The following is an 18,647-nucleotide window of genomic DNA, read 5'->3' on the forward strand; positions in this document are numbered from 1 at the left end:
GAGTTTTTTCTTTTGATTCTTTTATTCAGAATACCCGGAAAGTGACAGAAGAGGGGTATAAACTAAGTAAGTCGGTGAGAAAAAACAGAACTATGTAACGAAAAGTAAATCTCTGTATTTGGCTCGTAGTTGCGCTTTAGCGCTAAAGCGCAACTACAAGCTAGTAATGATTATTTACACCGACTTACTTAAACCAGCCTATGCGGGTTTCAAGGAGTCCACATAGGCGGACTTTGTTTGTGATCTGGTGACTTTTAGTCTGAGAGAAATTTGCCAAAACGGGATGCTCCCAATATTCGTCACAACAAAGGTAATAAAATTTCAAATTCCGTACCCTGACCAAGTTGCGATCGCAAATTTAATTTCCCTCCATGTTTGGCAGTAATAATTCGATAACTCACAGCTAAACTAGTAGTTTTATCAGCCCTTTTCTCCATCGAGAAAGATTCAATAATTTGCTGGTGTAACTGCTGAGACATTCCAGGGCCATTGTCTGCAATGCAAATAGAAATCCAGCGAGAATCTGGCGCGCCTGGTTTAGTTGCTTCCTGGGAAATAATTTTTGTAGTAATTTCAATTCGCGGTTTGTCAATACTATTTGTAGTTTCTGGATGAAACTGATGCCGCACGATTTCATTTAACAAGCTATCTATTGATTCACTAAAAATATTCATCAATACTTGGCTCAATTGCCCCATAAAACAATAGACTGGTGGCAAATGAGTATAATTTTTAACTATTTCAATTTCTCCTTGAATCCGGCTATTAATTAATAAAACGATACTATCTAGACAGGCGTGTAAATCTCCAGGTTTGGGATAAACGTCATCGATATGGCAGAAGTTTTGTAAACTAGTAACGAGTTTTTTTAATCTTTCTGCGCCAGTGCGGATACTAGCTAGTGCTTTTGACAAATCTTCTTCTAAAAAATCAAATTCAATCTCTTCTTTAAGATTATTAATGTAATGAGAAGCACCAGATGACTCTTGGTCATAAGCTGCTATAAGTTTGAGCAAGTCCTGGCTATAGTTAGAGATATAAGTTAAGTTACCCCAAATAAAACTCACGGGGTCTAAAATTTCGTGTGCTACCCCATCTACTAAACGTCCCAAACTCGCCATTTTATCATTTTGAATCATTTGGGTTTGGCTACGTTCATAGCGTACTTGAGTTTCTATGCCGCGAATTTGCCAAGAAGCAAGATTCAGTTCGTATATATCTAACACCTTATAAGTATCAGGTGCAGTTTGTACCACAATCGGCTCTGCTACAAGTTCAGGCGATCGCCTCAAGGTAAGTTGCATCGCTGTCAAAACTGGTGTTGTATCCGGAAGCTGCAAAATCGATGTGCGTGCATAGCTGTAGAGCATACCTAATGGTTCCCGGAAAAACAACTCTTTTCCGTAGGGACGAATCCAAAATTCTAGCAGTCGTCGCCGCGAAATCATGCCGATGAACTTTCCCTGTTCTCGTAAGATTGCGCCTGGTAGCAAAGGGTATTTTTCAAAAATTCGTGCAACTTCTATAGCAGTACAGCTAAGTTCCACTTGGAAGTTGTACATTGACAGTTCCTGGAGAGTTGACTCTAAACCGAGATCGCGATCGCTACCCTGAGATAAAAATGGTGGTGATATTTGGGAACTGAAATCTTGTGGCACTGGAGACTCTTAACTTTGTATAAAAACTAGCAATCAATAAGCTAACATTTTAGCCTCTGCCTGTCTTTGTTCAATACCTAGATTGAACTACGCTAACTCAGCCCTACGGAACGTATGATGTTAAATCTTTGTCTTGCAGTTGACTTTAGTATGAAATGTTGCCAAAAATTAAAAAAATTCGCAGATTAAGCTAATAACATTGCTCCCCAAATATTTAAAAACTGTAAAACCTTTATAAAAATGCGTGGCAGCCAACACACTAACTAGCAAAATTGCAGTAAGTATAAACATAGGGAATTAAATATAGTACAGTAGGTGATTACCCTAGATAATTGGAACCATATATCAAGACATATATTCTTAAGAATGATAACTGTCAGTAAATCCACCCAAGTCAACATAATTAACTATGAGTAGCTATGGCTTTGTAGTGCTGAAGCGTTAGTATAAACCCCAGATCAACTTTTAGCTTAAATGAGCTTAAATTGTCCCCATCTACTTTTGATCCCCATTTCGATAGAATGACTAGGCATAATCTTAAAACTCCAAACCGCTTTTGACTGCGACACCCATGAATCAACTGAACAATGGTTTCACCCTATTTTTGAGTCTGCTAGTCGAGGCGATGCCTTTTTTGCTTCTGGGAGTTTTATTCTCCAGTGTGCTGCTGTTTTTTGTAGATGAGCGCAAACTGGTAGAAAAAATGCCCAAAAATCCACTACTAGGAGCCTTATTTGGGAGCACAATCGGCTTCTTGTTTCCGGTGTGTGAGTGCGGTAATGTGCCGGTGGCGCGGCGCTTGCTGATGCAGGGAGTACCCACACCAGTAGCAATTGGTTTTTTGCTAGCAGCGCCAACAATTAACCCTGTTGTGATTTGGGCAACTTGGACGGCGTTTCGAGATCAGCCAGAAATAGTGGTGTTACGCGTCGTATTTTCTTTACTAATTGCGACAATTGTTGGTTATGTTTTCAGTTTTCAAAAAGACTTGAGTCCCATTGTCCAACCAGCAATCGCACGTTACCTCAAGTTTAATCCCCCAGCACAGCCTGAACCAACTCGCCGTAGGCGACGTTATCAAACCCAACAGGATACAACAGGTTCTACTTTGTTGAAATCTGGAACTTATTTACTAGGAGGAAAAGCTAGCTTAACTACGCGAATAGACAGTAATTTAATGCCAGGAAACAGCCCATCATTACCTGGTAATAAACCCCTCTCAGATAAACTGCGTTTAGTAGTAGATAATATCGTCCAAGAACTACGGGAATTAGGCGGAGTCATGGTTCTCGGAAGTGCGATCGCGGCTACAATTCAAGTGCTAGCTCCAAGGGAAATGATTCTCAGTCTGGGTGCTGGCCCGATTAGTTCAATTGTAGCCATGCTGATATTAGCAGCAGCAGTGTCAATTTGTTCTACAGTCGATTCATTCTTTGCCCTTTCTTTCGCCTCCACCTTTACTAGTGGTTCCCTGTTAGCTTTTCTGGTTTTTGGCCCAATGATTGACATCAAAGGTATTGGTTTGATGTTATCAATTTTCAAAGCTAAGGCTTTATTTTATCTATTTGCATTAGCAGGTTTACTAACATTTCTGTTCACCTTATTCTTGAATTTGCACGTTCTGTAAATCAATTCTTAAAAAGTCCAAAATCAAGAGGCTATAGGCAAGAGTCCCATGACAAATGACTCTTTACCCATGAATTCCAACCCAAATCCAAAATCCAAACTCCGAAATCTGTTAATGCCTTGGCTGGATGTCTGGGCAATTATCGCTTGGGGAGTTTTAATCTTAAAATACTGGGTGAGTGGCAAACTGAACTTATTGATTCACCCCGATTATTTTTGGTTAGCAATTTTGGGTGCTATTGGTTTATTAATTGTCGGTTTTTTCAAAGCTGGGCAACTTTGGCAACGACGACCCCAAAATGATGCACCTAACCCCCAGCATTTAACTTTATTTCCGCCTGGTTGGGGTAGTGCTTTGCTGTTAACCGCAGCGATTTTAGGATTAACAATCACACCCCGTGTCTTTGCCAGCCAAACCGCCCTAGATCGCGGTGTAACTGAGTTAGTGGCTGCAACACGCGCCCAACCTCAAGCATTTCGAGCTACCATTCGCCCAGAGGAGCGATCGCTCGTAGATTGGGTACGCACGCTCAACGTTTATCCAGAGCCAGATGCATATACTGGGCAAAAAGTCAAGGTACAGGGATTTGTGATTCACCCACCAGAACTAGGAAAAGAATATTTGTTCTTGGCCAGGTTTGTCATCACTTGCTGCGCCGCAGATGCCTATCCCGCAGGATTACCCGTAAAACTTACAGACACCAGCAATCAGTACCCAGCTGATACCTGGTTGGAAGTAGAAGGACAAATGATCACAGAAACTCTCTCAGGCAAACGCCAACTCACCATCGCCGCTAATTCCCTGAAGAAGATTCCCCAACCCAAAAATCCTTATGTTTATTAGTCAAGAGTCCAATAACAAATGACGCTTCGGGTACTCTTCGAGAACCCCTTCGGGGAACGCAGTTGCTCGTGGGGGAAACCCCCAAGACCGCACTGGCTCACCACTGACAAATGACAAATCACAAATGACTAAATCAAAAGCATTTATCCAACCACTTGATCGCGTGGCGATCGCATTGATGCTGCTGCTGAGTTTGCTGATTGGGTTGGTGATCTGGCAAGGTGATGCAGTAAAGCCAAGGGTGCGAGACTTCACCTGGCAAAACCAGCAAATTGGGTCAGAAGATGTATCCTTCACCCTGACCTTTAGCCGCCCAATGGACACCAAAAGTGTAGAGGATAACTTGAAAATTGAGCCGCCTCTAGCTGGGAAAATGAGTTGGGCAGGGCGGCGGATGGTTTATACACTTTTGACACCTGCACCCTACGGCACGAATTATAAAGTCCAGTTACAGGGAGCGAAAGACCAATTTGCTCAGAAAGAAGGCAAAAATAGAGGAGTTCAGCCTTTTACAGGTAACTTTCGCACGCGCGATCGCGCCATTCTTTATATAGGAGTTAATCCCGAAGAACAGGGGCAGTTAATTCTCTACAACTTAACTCAAGAGCAAAAAAAGGTACTTACCCCCAAAGATTTGATAGTTATGGACTTTGAGCCATTTCCAGATGGAGAGAAAATTTTATTTTCGGCTCGCACTAGTAAAAACCAAGACTTACTTTCGGCTCAGTTATACACAACCACAACAGGAATTTCTAGCAAAGCTGGTCAACAAGCACAAGCACCAGGTAGAGTTGACCTAATTTTAGATAGTAAAGAATACCAAAACCTCAAATTTGACTTATCCCCAGATGGGCAAACAATTGTCATCCAGCGAGGAAATAAATCTAATCCTGGGGAGTTTGGGCTGTGGGTGATGTCTACGGCTAGCGATAAATCAACAGAAAAACCCACCGCTAAACCCCTGAAAAGTCAACCCGGGGGGGATTTTATGATTACACCTGATAGTAAAGCCGTAGCAGTTGCCCAAGGACAGGGAGCAGCAATTTTACCGCTTGTGGGCGATGCTAGCAAACCTTTGGACTTTTTGCCGCAGTTTGGGTTAGTCCAGGCTTTCTCTAAAGATGGGTCGCAAGCGGCGATGGTCAAGTTTAATACAGATTACACGCGAGATTTATTTTTAGTGACTAACCAAGGGATTCAAAAACCCTTGTTAAAAACCACAGGCGAAATTCTCAATTGCCAATTCGATCCGTCCTCTCCTACCCTTTACTGCTTGCTAACACAGTTAGTCTCTAAGGAACAATACATAGAACAGCCTTATTTAGTAGCAATCGATCTGAAAACTGCACAACAGAAACCACTGTTGGTGCTGCCCATCGCACAACGGAATGTGCAAATGAGTCTGTCGCCAGATGGTTTAGGCTTATTATTTGACCAAGTAGTAGCCCAGCCACCGACTGCACCAGTATCGAACAGTCCTTTAAAAACTGATGATGGAGAAGCGATCGCTACTAGTAGCCTGTGGTTAATGCCTCTAATGCCTATCGCTGACACTACTACTGCCGAAATTAAGCCAGAGAAGCTTCCTCTAGACGGATTTGCTCCTCATTGGCTGCCCTAACAATTCAAATTCTCACCTTCCTGCACCGCTTCCCCAATTTCTCAGATTATTTGCAGCTGAGGGCAGGCTGTTTGCTAAATTAGATACAGTGCTAAGACTTCCCTAGTGCATGAATTCGTGCAAGTCAGTTATTACTAAATAACTATTGATTAAAATCAAGCAGGATAGCACCTGTAATCAGTATCTGAACTGGGTTTCCCGTCATCCTTGTGTTGGCGGCATAGAACCTTGTAGTGTTATAACGTCATCAGTTCTAGATGCAAAATGGGGAACACTGAAATCAATGATTAATTACTCATGCTGGAGGAGCAGCTACACTTGGCTTCTAGAGTAACTCTCCCCACGGCTACAGCCAGGGACTTCTCAGGTTTCCCCCAGCTACTTGCGTCAATGCCGATTCGGACACAATCGATAAGCAATGCTAATGCCAGCACTGCTGAACAATTTTAAGCAGGTGGGTCAAGAGTGATGAATGAAGCTGAACCCTCAAAAAATGGGGCTTTTAGTGAATCCTTAAATTCTGCTAATTCGCCACAACAAGAGCAGGCGAATTGTCCGTTTTATGCTGTTGTGCCTCATAACAATATGGCAATTCAGAAATTGCCAATTCTTCAGCCAGCAAAACACGAACAGCGTGAAACTCAAGCTCCGGATATCCCAGTAGATGCAACTAAGCAAGACTGGGTTGCTGAACCTGACATTAAAAAACAAGCCTTGATAGATTCTGAATTTCAGAAACTGCTGACATTGAATGAAGAATTGCGTTCAGCTAACAATAGCTTGTATGAACAGGTAGAAAAACTCAAAGATGACTTAGCTGGCTCAGAAAAGGCTGTGCAGTGGCAGAAAAAACGCGCTAGCGTCACTGAGTCAATGCTCAACCAACAAACTCAGGAACTAACCGCAGCTCAAGAACAAATAAAATCTTTATTTCAACAATTAGAAACTGCTGTACAAAACGTTCAGCGCCAAGAAATTTTCATTGAAACTTATAAAGCACAGTTACAAATTAGCCAACAACGTCTTGCGCAATTAGAGAGGGAATGTTCGCTGCTGCAAACTAACTATGGTGAACAGTCTCAACAGCTATTGCAGTCAGAAACTTCCTGTCGAGAGTTGCGTACTAGGTTAATGCGGCAACAACGCCAGACACTACAATTTAAAGCAGCTTTGGAAAAGTGTTTGGAAACACCTGTCTGTGGTGACGATTCCCTAGAAGATACTGCAAGTCATCCCCGCGATAAAAATACTAGGCAATCAAGATTCTCCAAAAAAGCGCGGTCTTTGTTTCCTAATGCGCAGCCAATTAAACCTTGGTCAGCAGAACCAGAATCTTTAACTGATAATTTAGATTCATCCTGGAAAGATTCTTCCACAACACCTCCACATCATAAAAGTGAACCTCCTACTACTCCATCCTCTCCTTGGGATTGGCCAGGCCGAGAAGACAAGTCAATACCAGCACAACCCGATACTTCACCAGAAGCTACTCCGCTTTTAGAGTCATCCCACATTATTGACGATTCTCCCACTCAGGCAGAAGTAGTTTCACCTTTAGGGTCATCAAACATTGATGAGCAAATCGATAACCTTATCCAAATGTTTTTTGCCTCTCAGCCAGCATCTTCATCTTCACTATCTGCTATTGACCCAGATATAGATAACAATCAAGCTGATAATGAGATATCTATTTGGGAAACTTCGGCAACAACCGTTGTAGATGATGAAGAACCTAACGCTGTAGCACAAACGCAGTATGCAGACGAAATCAATTCCTCTATCAGTTGGGTAGTAAATAACGCTTCATCAGCTAACAAATCATCAGCGTCCCCAACTTCACCGATCGCTCAAACAACTGTAACAGTAGAAAATGAAGACTATTGGTCCGAAATTTCGCAATTGAGTCAGGTTGATTTGCCTTTGGCAGATGTAGAACAAGAGTTATCTGATGACTCTAATACTGACAATAAATCACCTTCACCAGTAGTTTATCCCCAACGTCCACCCAAGGGGCGTAAGTCTTTAGCATCTGTGGAGTTACCAAATTTTCGTCAGAAAAATCAGTAGGCAATAGGCAAAGGTTATTGGTCAAGAGTCCAATGACTAATGACCAATGACAAATGACTAATTGAGAATTCTCGCTTCTGATTTTTGAACTGTGTCTTCTTGATTGACTTTTACTAGCTGATTGGGCGATCGCGGTTTACCCGTGGTGATAGCGTAGTTGATAGCTAATAGCTGCAACCACAGTGACGGATAGCGGGGTTCCAGCGAAGCACCTATCTGGTTTAGAAACCGGGGAAACCACCCACTCAGCAAAGCACTGACGAGGGCATGACGACTAAAGTTAAAATAATTGCCCAGCCACCTGACTAAATCCCTTGGTCCGGCAAGCTGCCAGATCCACAATAGCAGGGCAGGGTTTTTACGTGCTGCTTTGATTGCTAGGCGGTTAAAGGTTAACCAATCGCACCGATCCTTAATAAAATTATCTGCTACCTCTGGGGGTTCATCTGCCAATAGCCCAAAGAAGGTATTGAGCATAGAGTTGATTCTTTGAGGTGGTAAGAATTTACCTGTTGGCACCATCATGCCTTTGGAAAAGAGCCAAGTTACAGAAACGTTACTTTGGTAGGCGCGGATTTTATTTAAGTGACGGAAACTCAGCAAGTTATGCTTAAGGGCGGTATCTAAAAGTTTTGTTAGGCGTTCTAAATTGCGTACTAGGGAACCAAAGCCAGTAAAGACAAGGGGAGACTGGAGTGATGCGGCGTCACCAATCGCAATTAAGCGGTCAAAAGCAACTGTGCGATCGCTACTTCCTACACTAAAATGCCCTGGTATATAGCCGAAGGTCGGTTTTTTCCATACCAGTTTATCGACATCGCACCGCCGATACTCTGGCAAAATCGTGAAAAAGTCCTCGTACATCTCTAACAAAGAACCAGGATTTTGCGGATGGACTTCGTGGTAATGAAACAAATAAATTGTTAATTCTTCTCCGATTCCCGGAAACAATTCCCAAATTAATTGTCTCCCGCGAGAAATATCTCCGTGGCTGTAGAGAACGTCTCCATACTGCGAATCCCAAACTTGTGGCTCAAATCCTTTTTCAATTACTGCCCCCACTGTGGGACATACGCTGTCAAAAGCCCGACCACCATTTAATTGCCAAGCAATTGGGGAGGCTGTACCCATCGCATCTATTAGCAGTCGTCCACTTACTTGCTTCTCTTCTTGACTGGGTAAATGCTTGACTGTAATTACAACTTGAGATTTGTCAATATCTGCACGCAAAAACTCTGTTTGCTCCCAGATTTCACCGCCTGTTGCGCGCACTTTTTGACCGCACATTTGCAGCCATTTATCGGAGTCGAGGGCGATATTTAGCACTGTAGGAGTATGCAAAATAGGCGATCGCAATTTAGCTGGATTATTAGCATCAAAAAATTTATTAAACCCGTCTTTATACTCGCGAGCAACGACGGTTTCTAGTTCGCTATTAGTCACCAAACCTAAATTAACTAAACTTTGCAGTTCATCGCGAGAAATATTCCATTCCCGGTTCATCCGCCCAAAGGGCATTCGTTCTACCAATAGAACTTTATATCCTAATTTTGCCATCACTGCCGCATGGATGGCACCTAACGCGCCGCCAATGTAGATGATGTCGTATGTAGGGGATAAGGAAGAATCTCCCCTGCTCCCCTGCTCCACTGCTCCCCTGCTATTTGAGAAAACGACCTGACGAGGCTGCTGCGGATTGCGTACACCCTCACGCCATCGTTGCTCCCACCAATAGGCACGTTTCAAGTCGTATTCCCCATTGGGCATTTTCTGAAAATATTTAACTGTCAGGGGGTAATAGGGTGCTAGGGCGGCAAATATTGATTGTTGGGATAAATCAATTGCTGGGGGTTCAGGGTAGTTATGAGGAAAGCGGCTTCTGATATCAACAATCAGGCGGTGTAAGATTTGTCTTTCTTGGGGAAAGGGCTGCTCTGCCCAACGGAACACTTTTAAATAAGTAGTTCGCTGCACCGACCAGACAAATATAGAAAGTTCCCTCGGTAAATTTTCGGAAATAGCCAACCCAGCAGTTGTAGTTTCAGCAGTTACTCTGAGGCGAAATCCGTCTGGAGTGATTATTTTTTCACCAATTCCTGGTTGAAAATCTGTTTGCAACCAACTGCAAACAACAGCCGTGTCTGGAGTCGGAATTTCTAAATAAAGTATTTCTTTCATTATGTTTCTGACATCTCCGCTAAATCTACTCACTAAGACAGATTTCAAGAAGGCATGAAATACGCTAAACTCCGCCCTATCAGTTGCATAAAGATTTGGTGAAGAAATTTTAATAATTTATCAAACATATTGTTCATTCTGAATTTCTGTAAACCCACGCCATGAATTATCCCATCCCAGACAGCCCCCAAGACATTGTTGCTCTGCAACACAGACCAGTTGATGAAGAACTAGTTGCATCTGCGATCGCTGGAGTTATTAAAATTGTGCGATCGCAGGGTCAATCCTTGGAAGAGCTAACCGCGCAAGTGCTAGCCGACGATCCCATGCTCGATAAACAGCAACGGCGCTGGCTTAGCAAATTGGTTGCTCAAGCCTGGGAAAGTTTCTCGTAAAAACTGCTTGGTGTTTGCCCAGATTGCCATTTATCTTTTTGGTGTGGGAAGGACAATGAAGCAAAGTTTGAGATTGGCAATGAGGTTGTTGTTAATTGAAATGTTTCTGGGCAGTTAGCACCTTTTTCGAGATGTAGAATTTAAGATTCAGAAATTCTTGTGTTCTCAGCTTTCGACTTCTGGGTAGATAGAAATACAGCTTCCTTTTGGGAGTGTAGCAACAAACCATACTCCAATCCTTCTACCACAGCTTGATAGGAAGCTTCCAAAATATTTGTCGAAACTCCTACAGTAGTCCAACGTTGATGACCGTTACCCGATTCTACTAATGCCCGGGTTTTCGCTGCTGTACCTGTGTGTCCATTAAGAATACGGACTTTATAATCTGTCAACTCAAAAGCTGCGATTTGGGGGTAGAAATTTAACAAAGCCTTGCGTAAAGCAGCATCCAAAGCCGCTACAGGGCCATTACCTTCCGCAGCCTCCAAAATATTCTGACCATTGACAGCTACTTTAATTGTCGCTAGAGCACTGCTTGTTTGTTTGCCTTCAATCAAATCGCAGTGGACTTGGAAACCTTTAATTTCAAAAAACTGCTGACGCTCCCCTAAAGCTTCGTACATCAAAAGTGCAAAACTAGCCTCAGCGGCTTCAAATTGATATCCTTCACTCTCCAAGTCTTTCATCCGTTGCAGAATTTGCCGTGCTTCTGATTGATGCTGATCTAATTCAATACCAAAAGTCCGGGCTTTCGCTAAGACATTACTGAGTCCAGACTGTTCAGAAATTACAATACGGCGACGGTTTCCTACTTGTTCTGGCTGAATGTGTTCGTAAGTCAGAGGATTGCGTTCGACTGCGGATACATGAATACCACCTTTGTGCGCAAATGCTGACCTCCCGACAAAAGGTGCGTGTTCATCAGGAGCCAGATTTACTACTTCGCTGACAAAGTGACTAGCTTCTGTAAGTTGCGCAAGCTCGTCTTCACCGATACAGCTATAACCCAACTTCAATTGTAAATTGGGAATTAACGAACAGAGGTTAGCATTACCACAACGTTCACCGTAACCGTTGATTGTACCTTGTACCATCTTCGCCCCAGCCATCACAGCAGCTAAGGCATTGGCAACTGCCATATCTGAGTCATTATGAGTGTGAATGCCAATTTGGGGAATTGTCATTTGTCCTCTGTCATTCGTCATTGATTTTTGACAAAGGACAAATGACAAATGACTATTGACAGCTTCCACAATTTGGCTAACTTCATGGGGTAAAGCGCCGCCATTGGTATCACAGAGCACTAGCCATTCTGCACCAGATGCGATCGCAGCCTCTAATGTCTGTAAAGCATAATTCTGATTGTGCTTGTAGCCATCAAACCAATGTTCTGCATCGTAGATCACGCGCCGCCCTTGGGCACAAAGATACTCAATCGTATCGCGGATCATGGCTAAATTCTCGTCTAGAGTCGTTTTCAGACCTGTGGTAACGTGTAAATCCCAAGACTTGCCAAAAACTGTTACCCAGCGTGTACCCGCCGCTAGAATAGCTTGCAGCATCGGTTCAGATGCTGCGGTGGTGTTAGGGCGTCGTGTTGAGCAAAAAGCCACAATTTCTGCTTGTTTAAGCGGATCTTCCTGTAATTGCCAGAAAAATTGTACATCCTTCGGATTAGCACCAGGCCAACCACCTTCAATGAAGGGAATTCCTAATTGATCGAGTCTCTTGGCAATGCGTAACTTATCTTCTATAGACACCGATAGTCCTTCGCGCTGAGTACCATCCCGTAGCGTAGTGTCATAGAGCCAAAGTTCAGGTGAGGGATTTGTGGTCATAAGGCTAGAACTTGCGAGACAACTTTCAAGGCTATGTTGTCAACATACAACAAAAAGCCAGTTTGCTAATTCAACAATGTCCAAGCTGCTAGCTAAAGAGCAAATCTAATGAGTGTATGCGATCAACACAGCAGGTTGTGTTACCCAAAGACTAAGGCAAAATAGTGTCCATTGCGGAGCCAACTAAGAAAGAACTTTGCTGCAAAATAGTATTGACCTCTAAAATAGCGGTGTTAAGGTAATAAACTATCGCTGGGTTGGCGATGTGGTAACTGTACAGTTAAGGTAGAAGGCGAAGTATCAGCAGCGAATCGGCGTAATTAAACGCAGCGTTCGCTTCCTCCCATTCTCCTACAACAGACCTGCGTTTAGCCTGACGTACTGACTGAGGTTTTATGGCAATCAATATCAGAGAAACAAAATTTGACAGATTTTGATAATTTCTCAAAAAAGTGGACAAGAGTAAGGTTAATAAGGAGCAAAAAAATGGGTAGATGGACACCGCTAATTCTAATGGCTGGAGGCTTGGCGATATTGCTGGGTACATTGCTAGGCATCAACTTTCCTATGGGCGTACAAAGCGCCAGCGTTCCTCCCGGTGGTAGAACCTCAAAAGTTCTCCCGGCTAATATTAATGTTAATAGTACAGCTGCTGGCAGGAATAACGATTCGACAACTGAAAGCAGGCGCAGCGTTGCCCAAAATAATACCTCGACTAATGACTCAACATCAGATACAGAAAACTCTTCAGACACAAACACCACAGATACTCAATCTACAGACACCCAATCTAGTGATACCCAATCTAGTGATGACAATCAAAACTCTCAACCCATTCGTGCCTTGTGGTAGAGGTTGCTAGTCATTGGTTGCGAGTTATAAGTTATAAGTTATGAGTGATGAGTTATTAGTTATGAGTTGTTAGTTATGTACTAATGATAAATAGCTAATAATGTATGACTAATGACTAATGACTAGTGACATTTTAATTACTGGCGGCGGCGTTATTGGCTTGGCGATCGCCGTAGAACTGAAACTGCGCGGGGCAAATGTCACCGTGCTTTGCCGTGATTTTAACGCCGCGGCTAGCCATGCGGCGGCTGGAATGTTAGCACCAGATGCGGAAAAGATCGCAGATGAAGCCATGTATGCTTTATGCTGGCGATCGCGTGCTTTATATCCAGACTGGACGCGCAAACTTGAAGAACTTGCTGGTTTACCCACACATTACTGGCCTTGTGGCATCTTAGCAGCTGTTTTCGAGCAGCAAGACCAGAAAAATGCAGCTTTGTTACCATCTGCTCGTGAATCACCTGCTTATTGGTTAGATAAAACGTCCATTGAGCAATATCAGCCAGGTTTATCAGCCGAAGTAGTTGGGGGCTGGTGGTATCCTGAAGACGCACAAGTCGATAATCGCGCTTTAGCACGTGTTCTGTGGACGGCGGCTGAGTCCCTTGGTGTGGAACTCAAAGATGGCGTCAGCGTTGAAGCATTTTTACAACAACAAGGCAAAGTGCTGGGCGTGCAAACCAACGTCGGAATTATTCGCGCCGCTCATTATGTTTTAGCCACAGGTGCTTGGTCAAACGAATTATTACCGCTCCCGGTGCATCCGCGAAAAGGGCAAATGCTGCGGGTGCGGGTGCCGGAATTCATGCCAGAATTGCCTCTAACAAGAGTTTTGTATGGGGAAGAGATTTACATTGTCCCTAGAAGAAATCGCTCGATTATCATTGGTGCGACTAGCGAAGATGTTGGTTTTACTCCTCACAACACCCCCGCAGGTATTCAAAGCCTACTGCAAAAAGCTATCCGCCTCTATCCGCAATTGCAAGATTATGCCATAGAAGAATTTTGGTGGGGATTTCGCCCAGCTACTCCTGATGAATTACCAATTATAGGCACTAGCCCCTGTACAAATTTAACTTTGGCTGTTGGTCATTATCGCAATGGCATTCTGCTAGCACCGATAACCGCAGCATTAATTGCCGATTTGATTTCCGAACAAAAATCAGACCCCTTACTATCTTATTTCCATTATTCACGCTTCCTCACCAAACCATCTACCTCCATGCTCACTCACTCTGCCAATTTCTCCAATGGGCATCATCCTATTGTTGCTTTAGACAACTCACAACTCAGCACTCAAGACTCAGTACTGACTATCGCTGGCAAAACCTTCCAATCTCGCTTAATGACTGGTACTGGTAAATATCGCAGCATTGAAGAAATGCAGCAAAGTATTGCCACAAGTGAGTGCCAAATCGTTACCGTAGCAGTGCGGCGGGTACAAACCAAAGCTGCGGGACACGAAGGTTTAGCTGAAGCACTGAATTGGCAGAAAATTTGGATGTTACCGAATACCGCAGGTTGTCAAACCGCAGAAGATGCAATTCGAGTGGCTCGTTTAGGGCGAGAAATGGCGAAACTATTGGGACAGGAAGATAATAATTTTGTCAAGCTAGAAGTCATCCCCGATCCTAAATATTTGCTACCAGACCCCATTGGGACACTAGAAGCAGCAGAACAATTGGTAAAAGAAGGTTTTGCTGTATTACCCTACATCAACGCTGATCCGATGTTAGCTAAGCGTTTAGAAGAAGTCGGTTGTGCCACAGTCATGCCTTTAGCATCGCCTATTGGTTCGGGACAAGGATTGAAGACAACCGCTAACATCCAAATCATTATTGAAAACGCTGGCATACCAGTGGTAGTAGACGCTGGCATTGGTTCGCCATCAGAAGCAGCGCAGGCGATGGAATTAGGAGCAGATGCTTTATTAATTAATAGTGCGATCGCGCTAGCAAAAAATCCAGCGGCAATGGCACGGGCGATGAATTTAGCTACAGTTGCCGGTCGTCTGGCTTACTTGGCTGGGAGAATGCCCATCAAAGACTACGCCAGTGCTAGTTCACCAATCACAGGCACTATTACTAAATAGTCATTTGTCATTAGTCATGGAAATCTTACCCTTGACTCTTGACTTTTACTCTTGCCTGTTGCCCGTTCTTTGTTCCTTTTTTAAGGATGTAAAGATTTTTTACTTTTCGTGAAAGTGTAATATAAAGTTTATGTAACAATTAATAAAACGATAAGAATAAGGAATTAGTTCATGCCCTATACAACTGAAGAAGGCGGTCTTCTCAATAATTTTGCTCGCGAACCTAAGATTTATGCAGCAGAACCTCCTAATGCAGGGCAAAAGCGAACCTATCTTTTTGTGGGAATCGCCGCTACAGTCTTGGTTGGCGGCTTGATTTTCGTTGCCTTCTCTGTTTCGTAACCGCAGTTGAACGGAAAGTTTTTAATACAAATTTAATTTTTCTGAGATTTCAGGTTTCCATTTGCTAGGAGCCTGATTTTTTATGCAAGCAAGAGGAATAAGTACAGGATTTCACAAGTCCGAAGCAAATTAAATTCAGAAAAACTTAGTTGGCGGATATTGGTATGATTTCTCGGTAGCCGAAGGCATCGCTTGCGCTCCTCTTCAGTTTGGGTATTAGCGATCGCTTCTTCGATTGCTGTTGCTGGAATCGCCATCTCGATTGCTTTAAGCACATCACCACTTCGTATCTCAGGAGACATCAACGAGAAATCCCTCAGATGCACAATATTGAATTTCCTTTCTTGGGAACAATGTTTAATTTACGTGACTTTGAGCCTTAACTGAACCGTATTGGGATTGGTTGGTACAAATTAGAAAGTAACTGACACAGGAATGCCGCGGTTACTAGCTGTTGCTGTGTTGGCAAGCTGAAACTCCCACAGACACATCAAGTGTAGCTTCTTAGAAGTTATATCAAGCTCGGCTAATCACTGATTATTCAACCCTCTGCGCAGGAAGTCTCTTCAACGCAAGGGTCGGCAGGAGGGAATCTCTGTAAACTAGACAGTAGAGGTGACCATTGCTTAATCAATCAGCGATGTTTGCTGTTCAATTGTCTGCTAACAGAAGTTTGTCCAGCCACAAGAGTATCAAATTTTGTTACAATTATCATGTTTATTGAAGTATAATTATACACTTTATTGTTTTTCTAAACCTGAAAGCCAGATCAAGCCTGAGCAGCACAACATCCACGTGAAGACCATACTCATGGTTTGATTTTTGACTGCTTAGATTTGCCTTACAAAGGATTTTAAACTATGTTTTGGCTTTGTAGCCACTATGAGCGTGAATGATACTGCACACACAGACAATTTTGCTTGGAATCGGCAAGTATATCACCGCCTAAAACTTGCCTTGAGTCTGAATTTACGAAGACAACTTTTTTTGGCAGTCTGCGATGATTTACACTTAAGAAACCAAGTGGCAGCCCGCTTGCATTCTACCTTGGCTTATCCGGTTGGGCAAGTGCTATATCAGCCAGAAGATAGCTTGGAAAGTAGCACACCAGCTTATCCACGCTTAGCTACCTTGCGTTTAAATTTAAGCGACCCTAATCCCATAGCGCAGATAAATCAATGGCTAAACAATTATCCACCACCAATTGTTGCCGCATCAAAAGACACCCCAGGACGACCATTACCAATACCCGCATTTCAAATTGTTGGTGTGGAGCTACTAACTAAGCAACCAGTAGCCGTGCAGCGTTTATTTTTACACTATCTGCGGTTAAGCGAGGAGTATTTATCTACACAAGAATCCAGCCGCTTTCTAGAATCTAGCTTGCTGTTATGGGTACCCCGTCCTTGGTTATCAGCTATTCAGCAGTCAGCACCACAGTTTTGGCATTGCCGTACTGGTGTGTTTTTCTTCGCGGGAGAACCGACACCAACGTCCCACAATGCAGGCTATCCAGAAAGGTTTGCAGGCTCTAGAAGTCTGGATTTTGACAATTTTGAACCATCTATTTTGGAGCAAGCAGTCGCTCAGGCAGAACTAAAAGCAGCAGAGGAAAGCGATCTGAAATTTGAGGATGATTTCGATTTTCAACCAGAAACACCAGTAAATCATGGACGACAACCACAGGAAGTCTCTATACCAATAGAGCTATTGAAAGTTGAGATCAAGCAGGAACAAGCTCCAGTTAGATCCAGCGAAAATCATCTACCATCACTGCCATCATTGGGTCATATTAGCAAAGAGTTAACTGATTTAGTACTAGCAACAATTAATACTAAGATTATTCAAGATGAAGACGAAATTTCGCAAGCGCAGCACATGCTTGTAGAGATTGAGCGATTACACTCACAGAACGCTTCAGGAGAGATACTAGCAGCGGCTTATCATCGTTTAGGAAACTTTTATCGTCTTCGGATTGAACAAGGGCAGGTAACTTTAGAGAACCTGATGGTAGCAATTATTTCCTACCAAGAGGCAGTATCCTTTGATGATACCTCACCACAACTGCCAGATATCTTGAATGACTTGGGTACACTTTACTGGATGCTATACCGCACACCACCCAATTCTGAAGAAGGACAAACTTATATAGAGCAAGGAATTGAATTTTATAAGTTGGCTTTAAAGCTGATATCACCACAGACGCACCCGGAAACTTATGCTCGTGTGCAAAACAATTTAGGGACAGCTTACGGAGATTTAGCTCGTTTTTCTAATCCCCCAGAGAGTTGGCAGCAAGCAGTTTTAGCTTATAACGAAGCTCTGCGCTACCGTACAGTGGCAATGGAGCCATTAAAGTATGCAGCTTGTCAGAATAATTTGGGTACTGCGTACTGGCATCTGGCGCAATACAATCAACCTGTAGTGAATTTAAAAAAAGCGATCGCAGCTTATAACCTAGCACTTGCTCACTACAGCGCTGATGATGAACCGCTCAAGTATGGCATGATTCAAAACAACATCGGCACTGCCTACTGGAATCTTGCACAATACGAACAACCAGCGCACAATCTTCAGATGGCTATTGATGTTTATTGTGACGCTCTAAAATATCGTACACCAGCAGCTGTTCCTAGCGGCTGTGCTGCTACTCAAAATAACCTTGGGACAGCCTATTGGCATTTAGCAAATCTATCACAGACAAATAAAGAAGATAAGCATAAATATCTGCAATTGTGCATCAGTGCTTATAATGAGGCTTTGGCAATAGCTCACTCACTTCATGCTTCTGTTTTAAGTTTTGATTTACTAGCCACTCACAATAACTTAGGATTAGCCCATTATCAGATTGCTACAGATAAATATTTCAATGGTGATAAACCACAACGTTCTCAACATTTAGAAGCTGCATTAGATAACCATTTGCAAGCTTTAAATGGATTGAGTAAACAACCAGAAGCTTATCAAACAACTTTTTCTTATGTGGTGAAAACAATTCGTGCTTTCCACAATGAATTAGGAATACAAGGGCAAAATCTGGCTTTATCAAAAGTTCCCGGTCAGATGTTACCAGAAATTTTACCTAAGTTGTAGACATATCTACTATTGCTGCGTGGAATTCAAATCTAATAATT

General features: G+C 43.0%; 13 protein-coding genes. 9 read left to right on the forward strand and 4 right to left on the reverse strand.

All coding sequences use genetic code 11. The annotated features are described in order from the left end of the window. Positions 1-299: 299 nt before the first annotated feature. Entirely contained in the window at positions 300-1,658 is a 1,359-nt protein-coding gene (locus tag BV375_RS14935; protein WP_086761772.1) for an ATP-binding protein, read from the reverse strand. Positions 1,659-2,229: 571 nt separating this feature from the next. On the opposite strand from BV375_RS14935, the gene BV375_RS14940 reads away from it, so the two are divergent. The 4 genes from BV375_RS14940 to BV375_RS14955 all read left to right on the forward strand — a co-directional run bounded on the left by BV375_RS14940 (position 2,230) and on the right by BV375_RS14955 (position 7,816). Beyond that, positions 2,230-3,285, forward strand: a complete 1,056-nt coding sequence (locus BV375_RS14940) for a permease (protein ID WP_086761774.1) — start codon at positions 2,230-2,232, stop codon at positions 3,283-3,285. 69 nt (positions 3,286-3,354) lie between these two features. Beyond that, a complete protein-coding gene (locus tag BV375_RS14945) occupies positions 3,355-4,128 on the forward strand; it encodes a TIGR03943 family protein (protein ID WP_086761823.1) in 774 nt (257 codons plus the stop codon). A 124-nt stretch (positions 4,129-4,252) separates the two neighbouring features. Beyond that, on the forward strand, positions 4,253-5,749 hold the full coding sequence (locus BV375_RS14950) for an Ig-like domain-containing protein (protein ID WP_086761776.1): 1,497 nt from the start codon (positions 4,253-4,255) through the stop codon (positions 5,747-5,749). Positions 5,750-6,217: 468 nt separating this feature from the next. Next, positions 6,218-7,816 (forward strand): hypothetical protein, encoded by a 1,599-nt coding sequence (locus BV375_RS14955; protein ID WP_086761778.1) that lies wholly within the window; start codon positions 6,218-6,220, stop codon positions 7,814-7,816. A gap of 57 nt (positions 7,817-7,873) precedes the next feature. On the opposite strand, the gene BV375_RS14960 is transcribed toward BV375_RS14955, so the two are convergent. Then, entirely contained in the window at positions 7,874-9,994 is a 2,121-nt protein-coding gene (locus BV375_RS14960) for a flavin-dependent dehydrogenase (protein WP_086761780.1), read from the reverse strand. Positions 9,995-10,155: 161 nt separating this feature from the next. Between BV375_RS14960 and BV375_RS14965 the strand changes: the two genes are divergently transcribed. Next, a complete protein-coding gene (locus BV375_RS14965; RefSeq protein ID WP_086761782.1) occupies positions 10,156-10,389 on the forward strand; it encodes a hypothetical protein in 234 nt (77 codons plus the stop codon). A gap of 140 nt (positions 10,390-10,529) precedes the next feature. Here BV375_RS14965 and cimA read toward each other — a convergent pair whose 3' ends face one another. After that, positions 10,530-12,227, reverse strand: coding sequence for a citramalate synthase (gene cimA, locus BV375_RS14970; protein WP_086761784.1), 1,698 nt, complete (start codon positions 12,225-12,227; stop codon positions 10,530-10,532). A 486-nt stretch (positions 12,228-12,713) separates the two neighbouring features. Here cimA and BV375_RS14975 point away from each other — a divergent pair, with 486 nt between their 5' ends. From BV375_RS14975 to BV375_RS36000, 3 genes are all read left to right on the forward strand, one after another. Then, entirely contained in the window at positions 12,714-13,079 is a 366-nt protein-coding gene (locus tag BV375_RS14975) for a hypothetical protein (RefSeq protein WP_086761786.1), read from the forward strand. A gap of 118 nt (positions 13,080-13,197) precedes the next feature. Beyond that, positions 13,198-15,171 carry a glycine oxidase ThiO gene (gene thiO / locus BV375_RS14980; protein ID WP_086761788.1) on the forward strand — a complete coding sequence of 658 codons (1,974 nt, stop codon included), beginning with the start codon at positions 13,198-13,200 and terminating at the stop codon, positions 15,169-15,171. A gap of 171 nt (positions 15,172-15,342) precedes the next feature. Then, positions 15,343-15,513, forward strand: a complete 171-nt coding sequence (locus BV375_RS36000) for a ssl1498 family light-harvesting-like protein (RefSeq protein ID WP_143842093.1) — start codon at positions 15,343-15,345, stop codon at positions 15,511-15,513. An 80-nt stretch (positions 15,514-15,593) separates the two neighbouring features. On the opposite strand, the gene BV375_RS14985 is transcribed toward BV375_RS36000, so the two are convergent. Then, positions 15,594-15,815 (reverse strand): hypothetical protein, encoded by a 222-nt coding sequence (locus tag BV375_RS14985; protein ID WP_086761790.1) that lies wholly within the window; start codon positions 15,813-15,815, stop codon positions 15,594-15,596. 580 nt (positions 15,816-16,395) lie between these two features. Between BV375_RS14985 and BV375_RS14990 the strand changes: the two genes are divergently transcribed. Next, on the forward strand, positions 16,396-18,606 hold the full coding sequence (locus BV375_RS14990; RefSeq protein WP_086761792.1) for a tetratricopeptide repeat protein: 2,211 nt from the start codon (positions 16,396-16,398) through the stop codon (positions 18,604-18,606). Positions 18,607-18,647 lie beyond the last annotated feature (41 nt).

Origin of the sequence: Nostoc sp. 106C (assembly GCF_002154725.1) — a bacterium.
Taxonomy (GTDB): Bacteria; Cyanobacteriota; Cyanobacteriia; order Cyanobacteriales; family Nostocaceae; genus Aulosira.

What these genes read in the sequence shown, in the direction of transcription:
- cimA (WP_086761784.1), bottom strand. Translation starts at nt 12,227, where the DNA reads ATGACCACAAATCCCTCACCTGAACTTTGGCTCTATGACACTACGCTA.
- BV375_RS14975 (WP_086761786.1), top strand. Translation starts at nt 12,714, where the DNA reads ATGGGTAGATGGACACCGCTAATTCTAATGGCTGGAGGCTTGGCGATA.
- BV375_RS14950 (WP_086761776.1), top strand. Translation starts at nt 4,253, where the DNA reads ATGACTAAATCAAAAGCATTTATCCAACCACTTGATCGCGTGGCGATC.
- BV375_RS14945 (WP_086761823.1), top strand. Translation starts at nt 3,355, where the DNA reads ATGAATTCCAACCCAAATCCAAAATCCAAACTCCGAAATCTGTTAATG.
- BV375_RS14960 (WP_086761780.1), bottom strand. Translation starts at nt 9,994, where the DNA reads ATGAAAGAAATACTTTATTTAGAAATTCCGACTCCAGACACGGCTGTT.
- BV375_RS14955 (WP_086761778.1), top strand. Translation starts at nt 6,218, where the DNA reads ATGAATGAAGCTGAACCCTCAAAAAATGGGGCTTTTAGTGAATCCTTA.
- BV375_RS14965 (WP_086761782.1), top strand. Translation starts at nt 10,156, where the DNA reads ATGAATTATCCCATCCCAGACAGCCCCCAAGACATTGTTGCTCTGCAA.
- BV375_RS14985 (WP_086761790.1), bottom strand. Translation starts at nt 15,815, where the DNA reads ATGTCTCCTGAGATACGAAGTGGTGATGTGCTTAAAGCAATCGAGATG.
- thiO (WP_086761788.1), top strand. Translation starts at nt 13,198, where the DNA reads ATGACTAGTGACATTTTAATTACTGGCGGCGGCGTTATTGGCTTGGCG.
- BV375_RS36000 (WP_143842093.1), top strand. Translation starts at nt 15,343, where the DNA reads ATGCCCTATACAACTGAAGAAGGCGGTCTTCTCAATAATTTTGCTCGC.
- BV375_RS14990 (WP_086761792.1), top strand. Translation starts at nt 16,396, where the DNA reads ATGAGCGTGAATGATACTGCACACACAGACAATTTTGCTTGGAATCGG.
- BV375_RS14940 (WP_086761774.1), top strand. Translation starts at nt 2,230, where the DNA reads ATGAATCAACTGAACAATGGTTTCACCCTATTTTTGAGTCTGCTAGTC.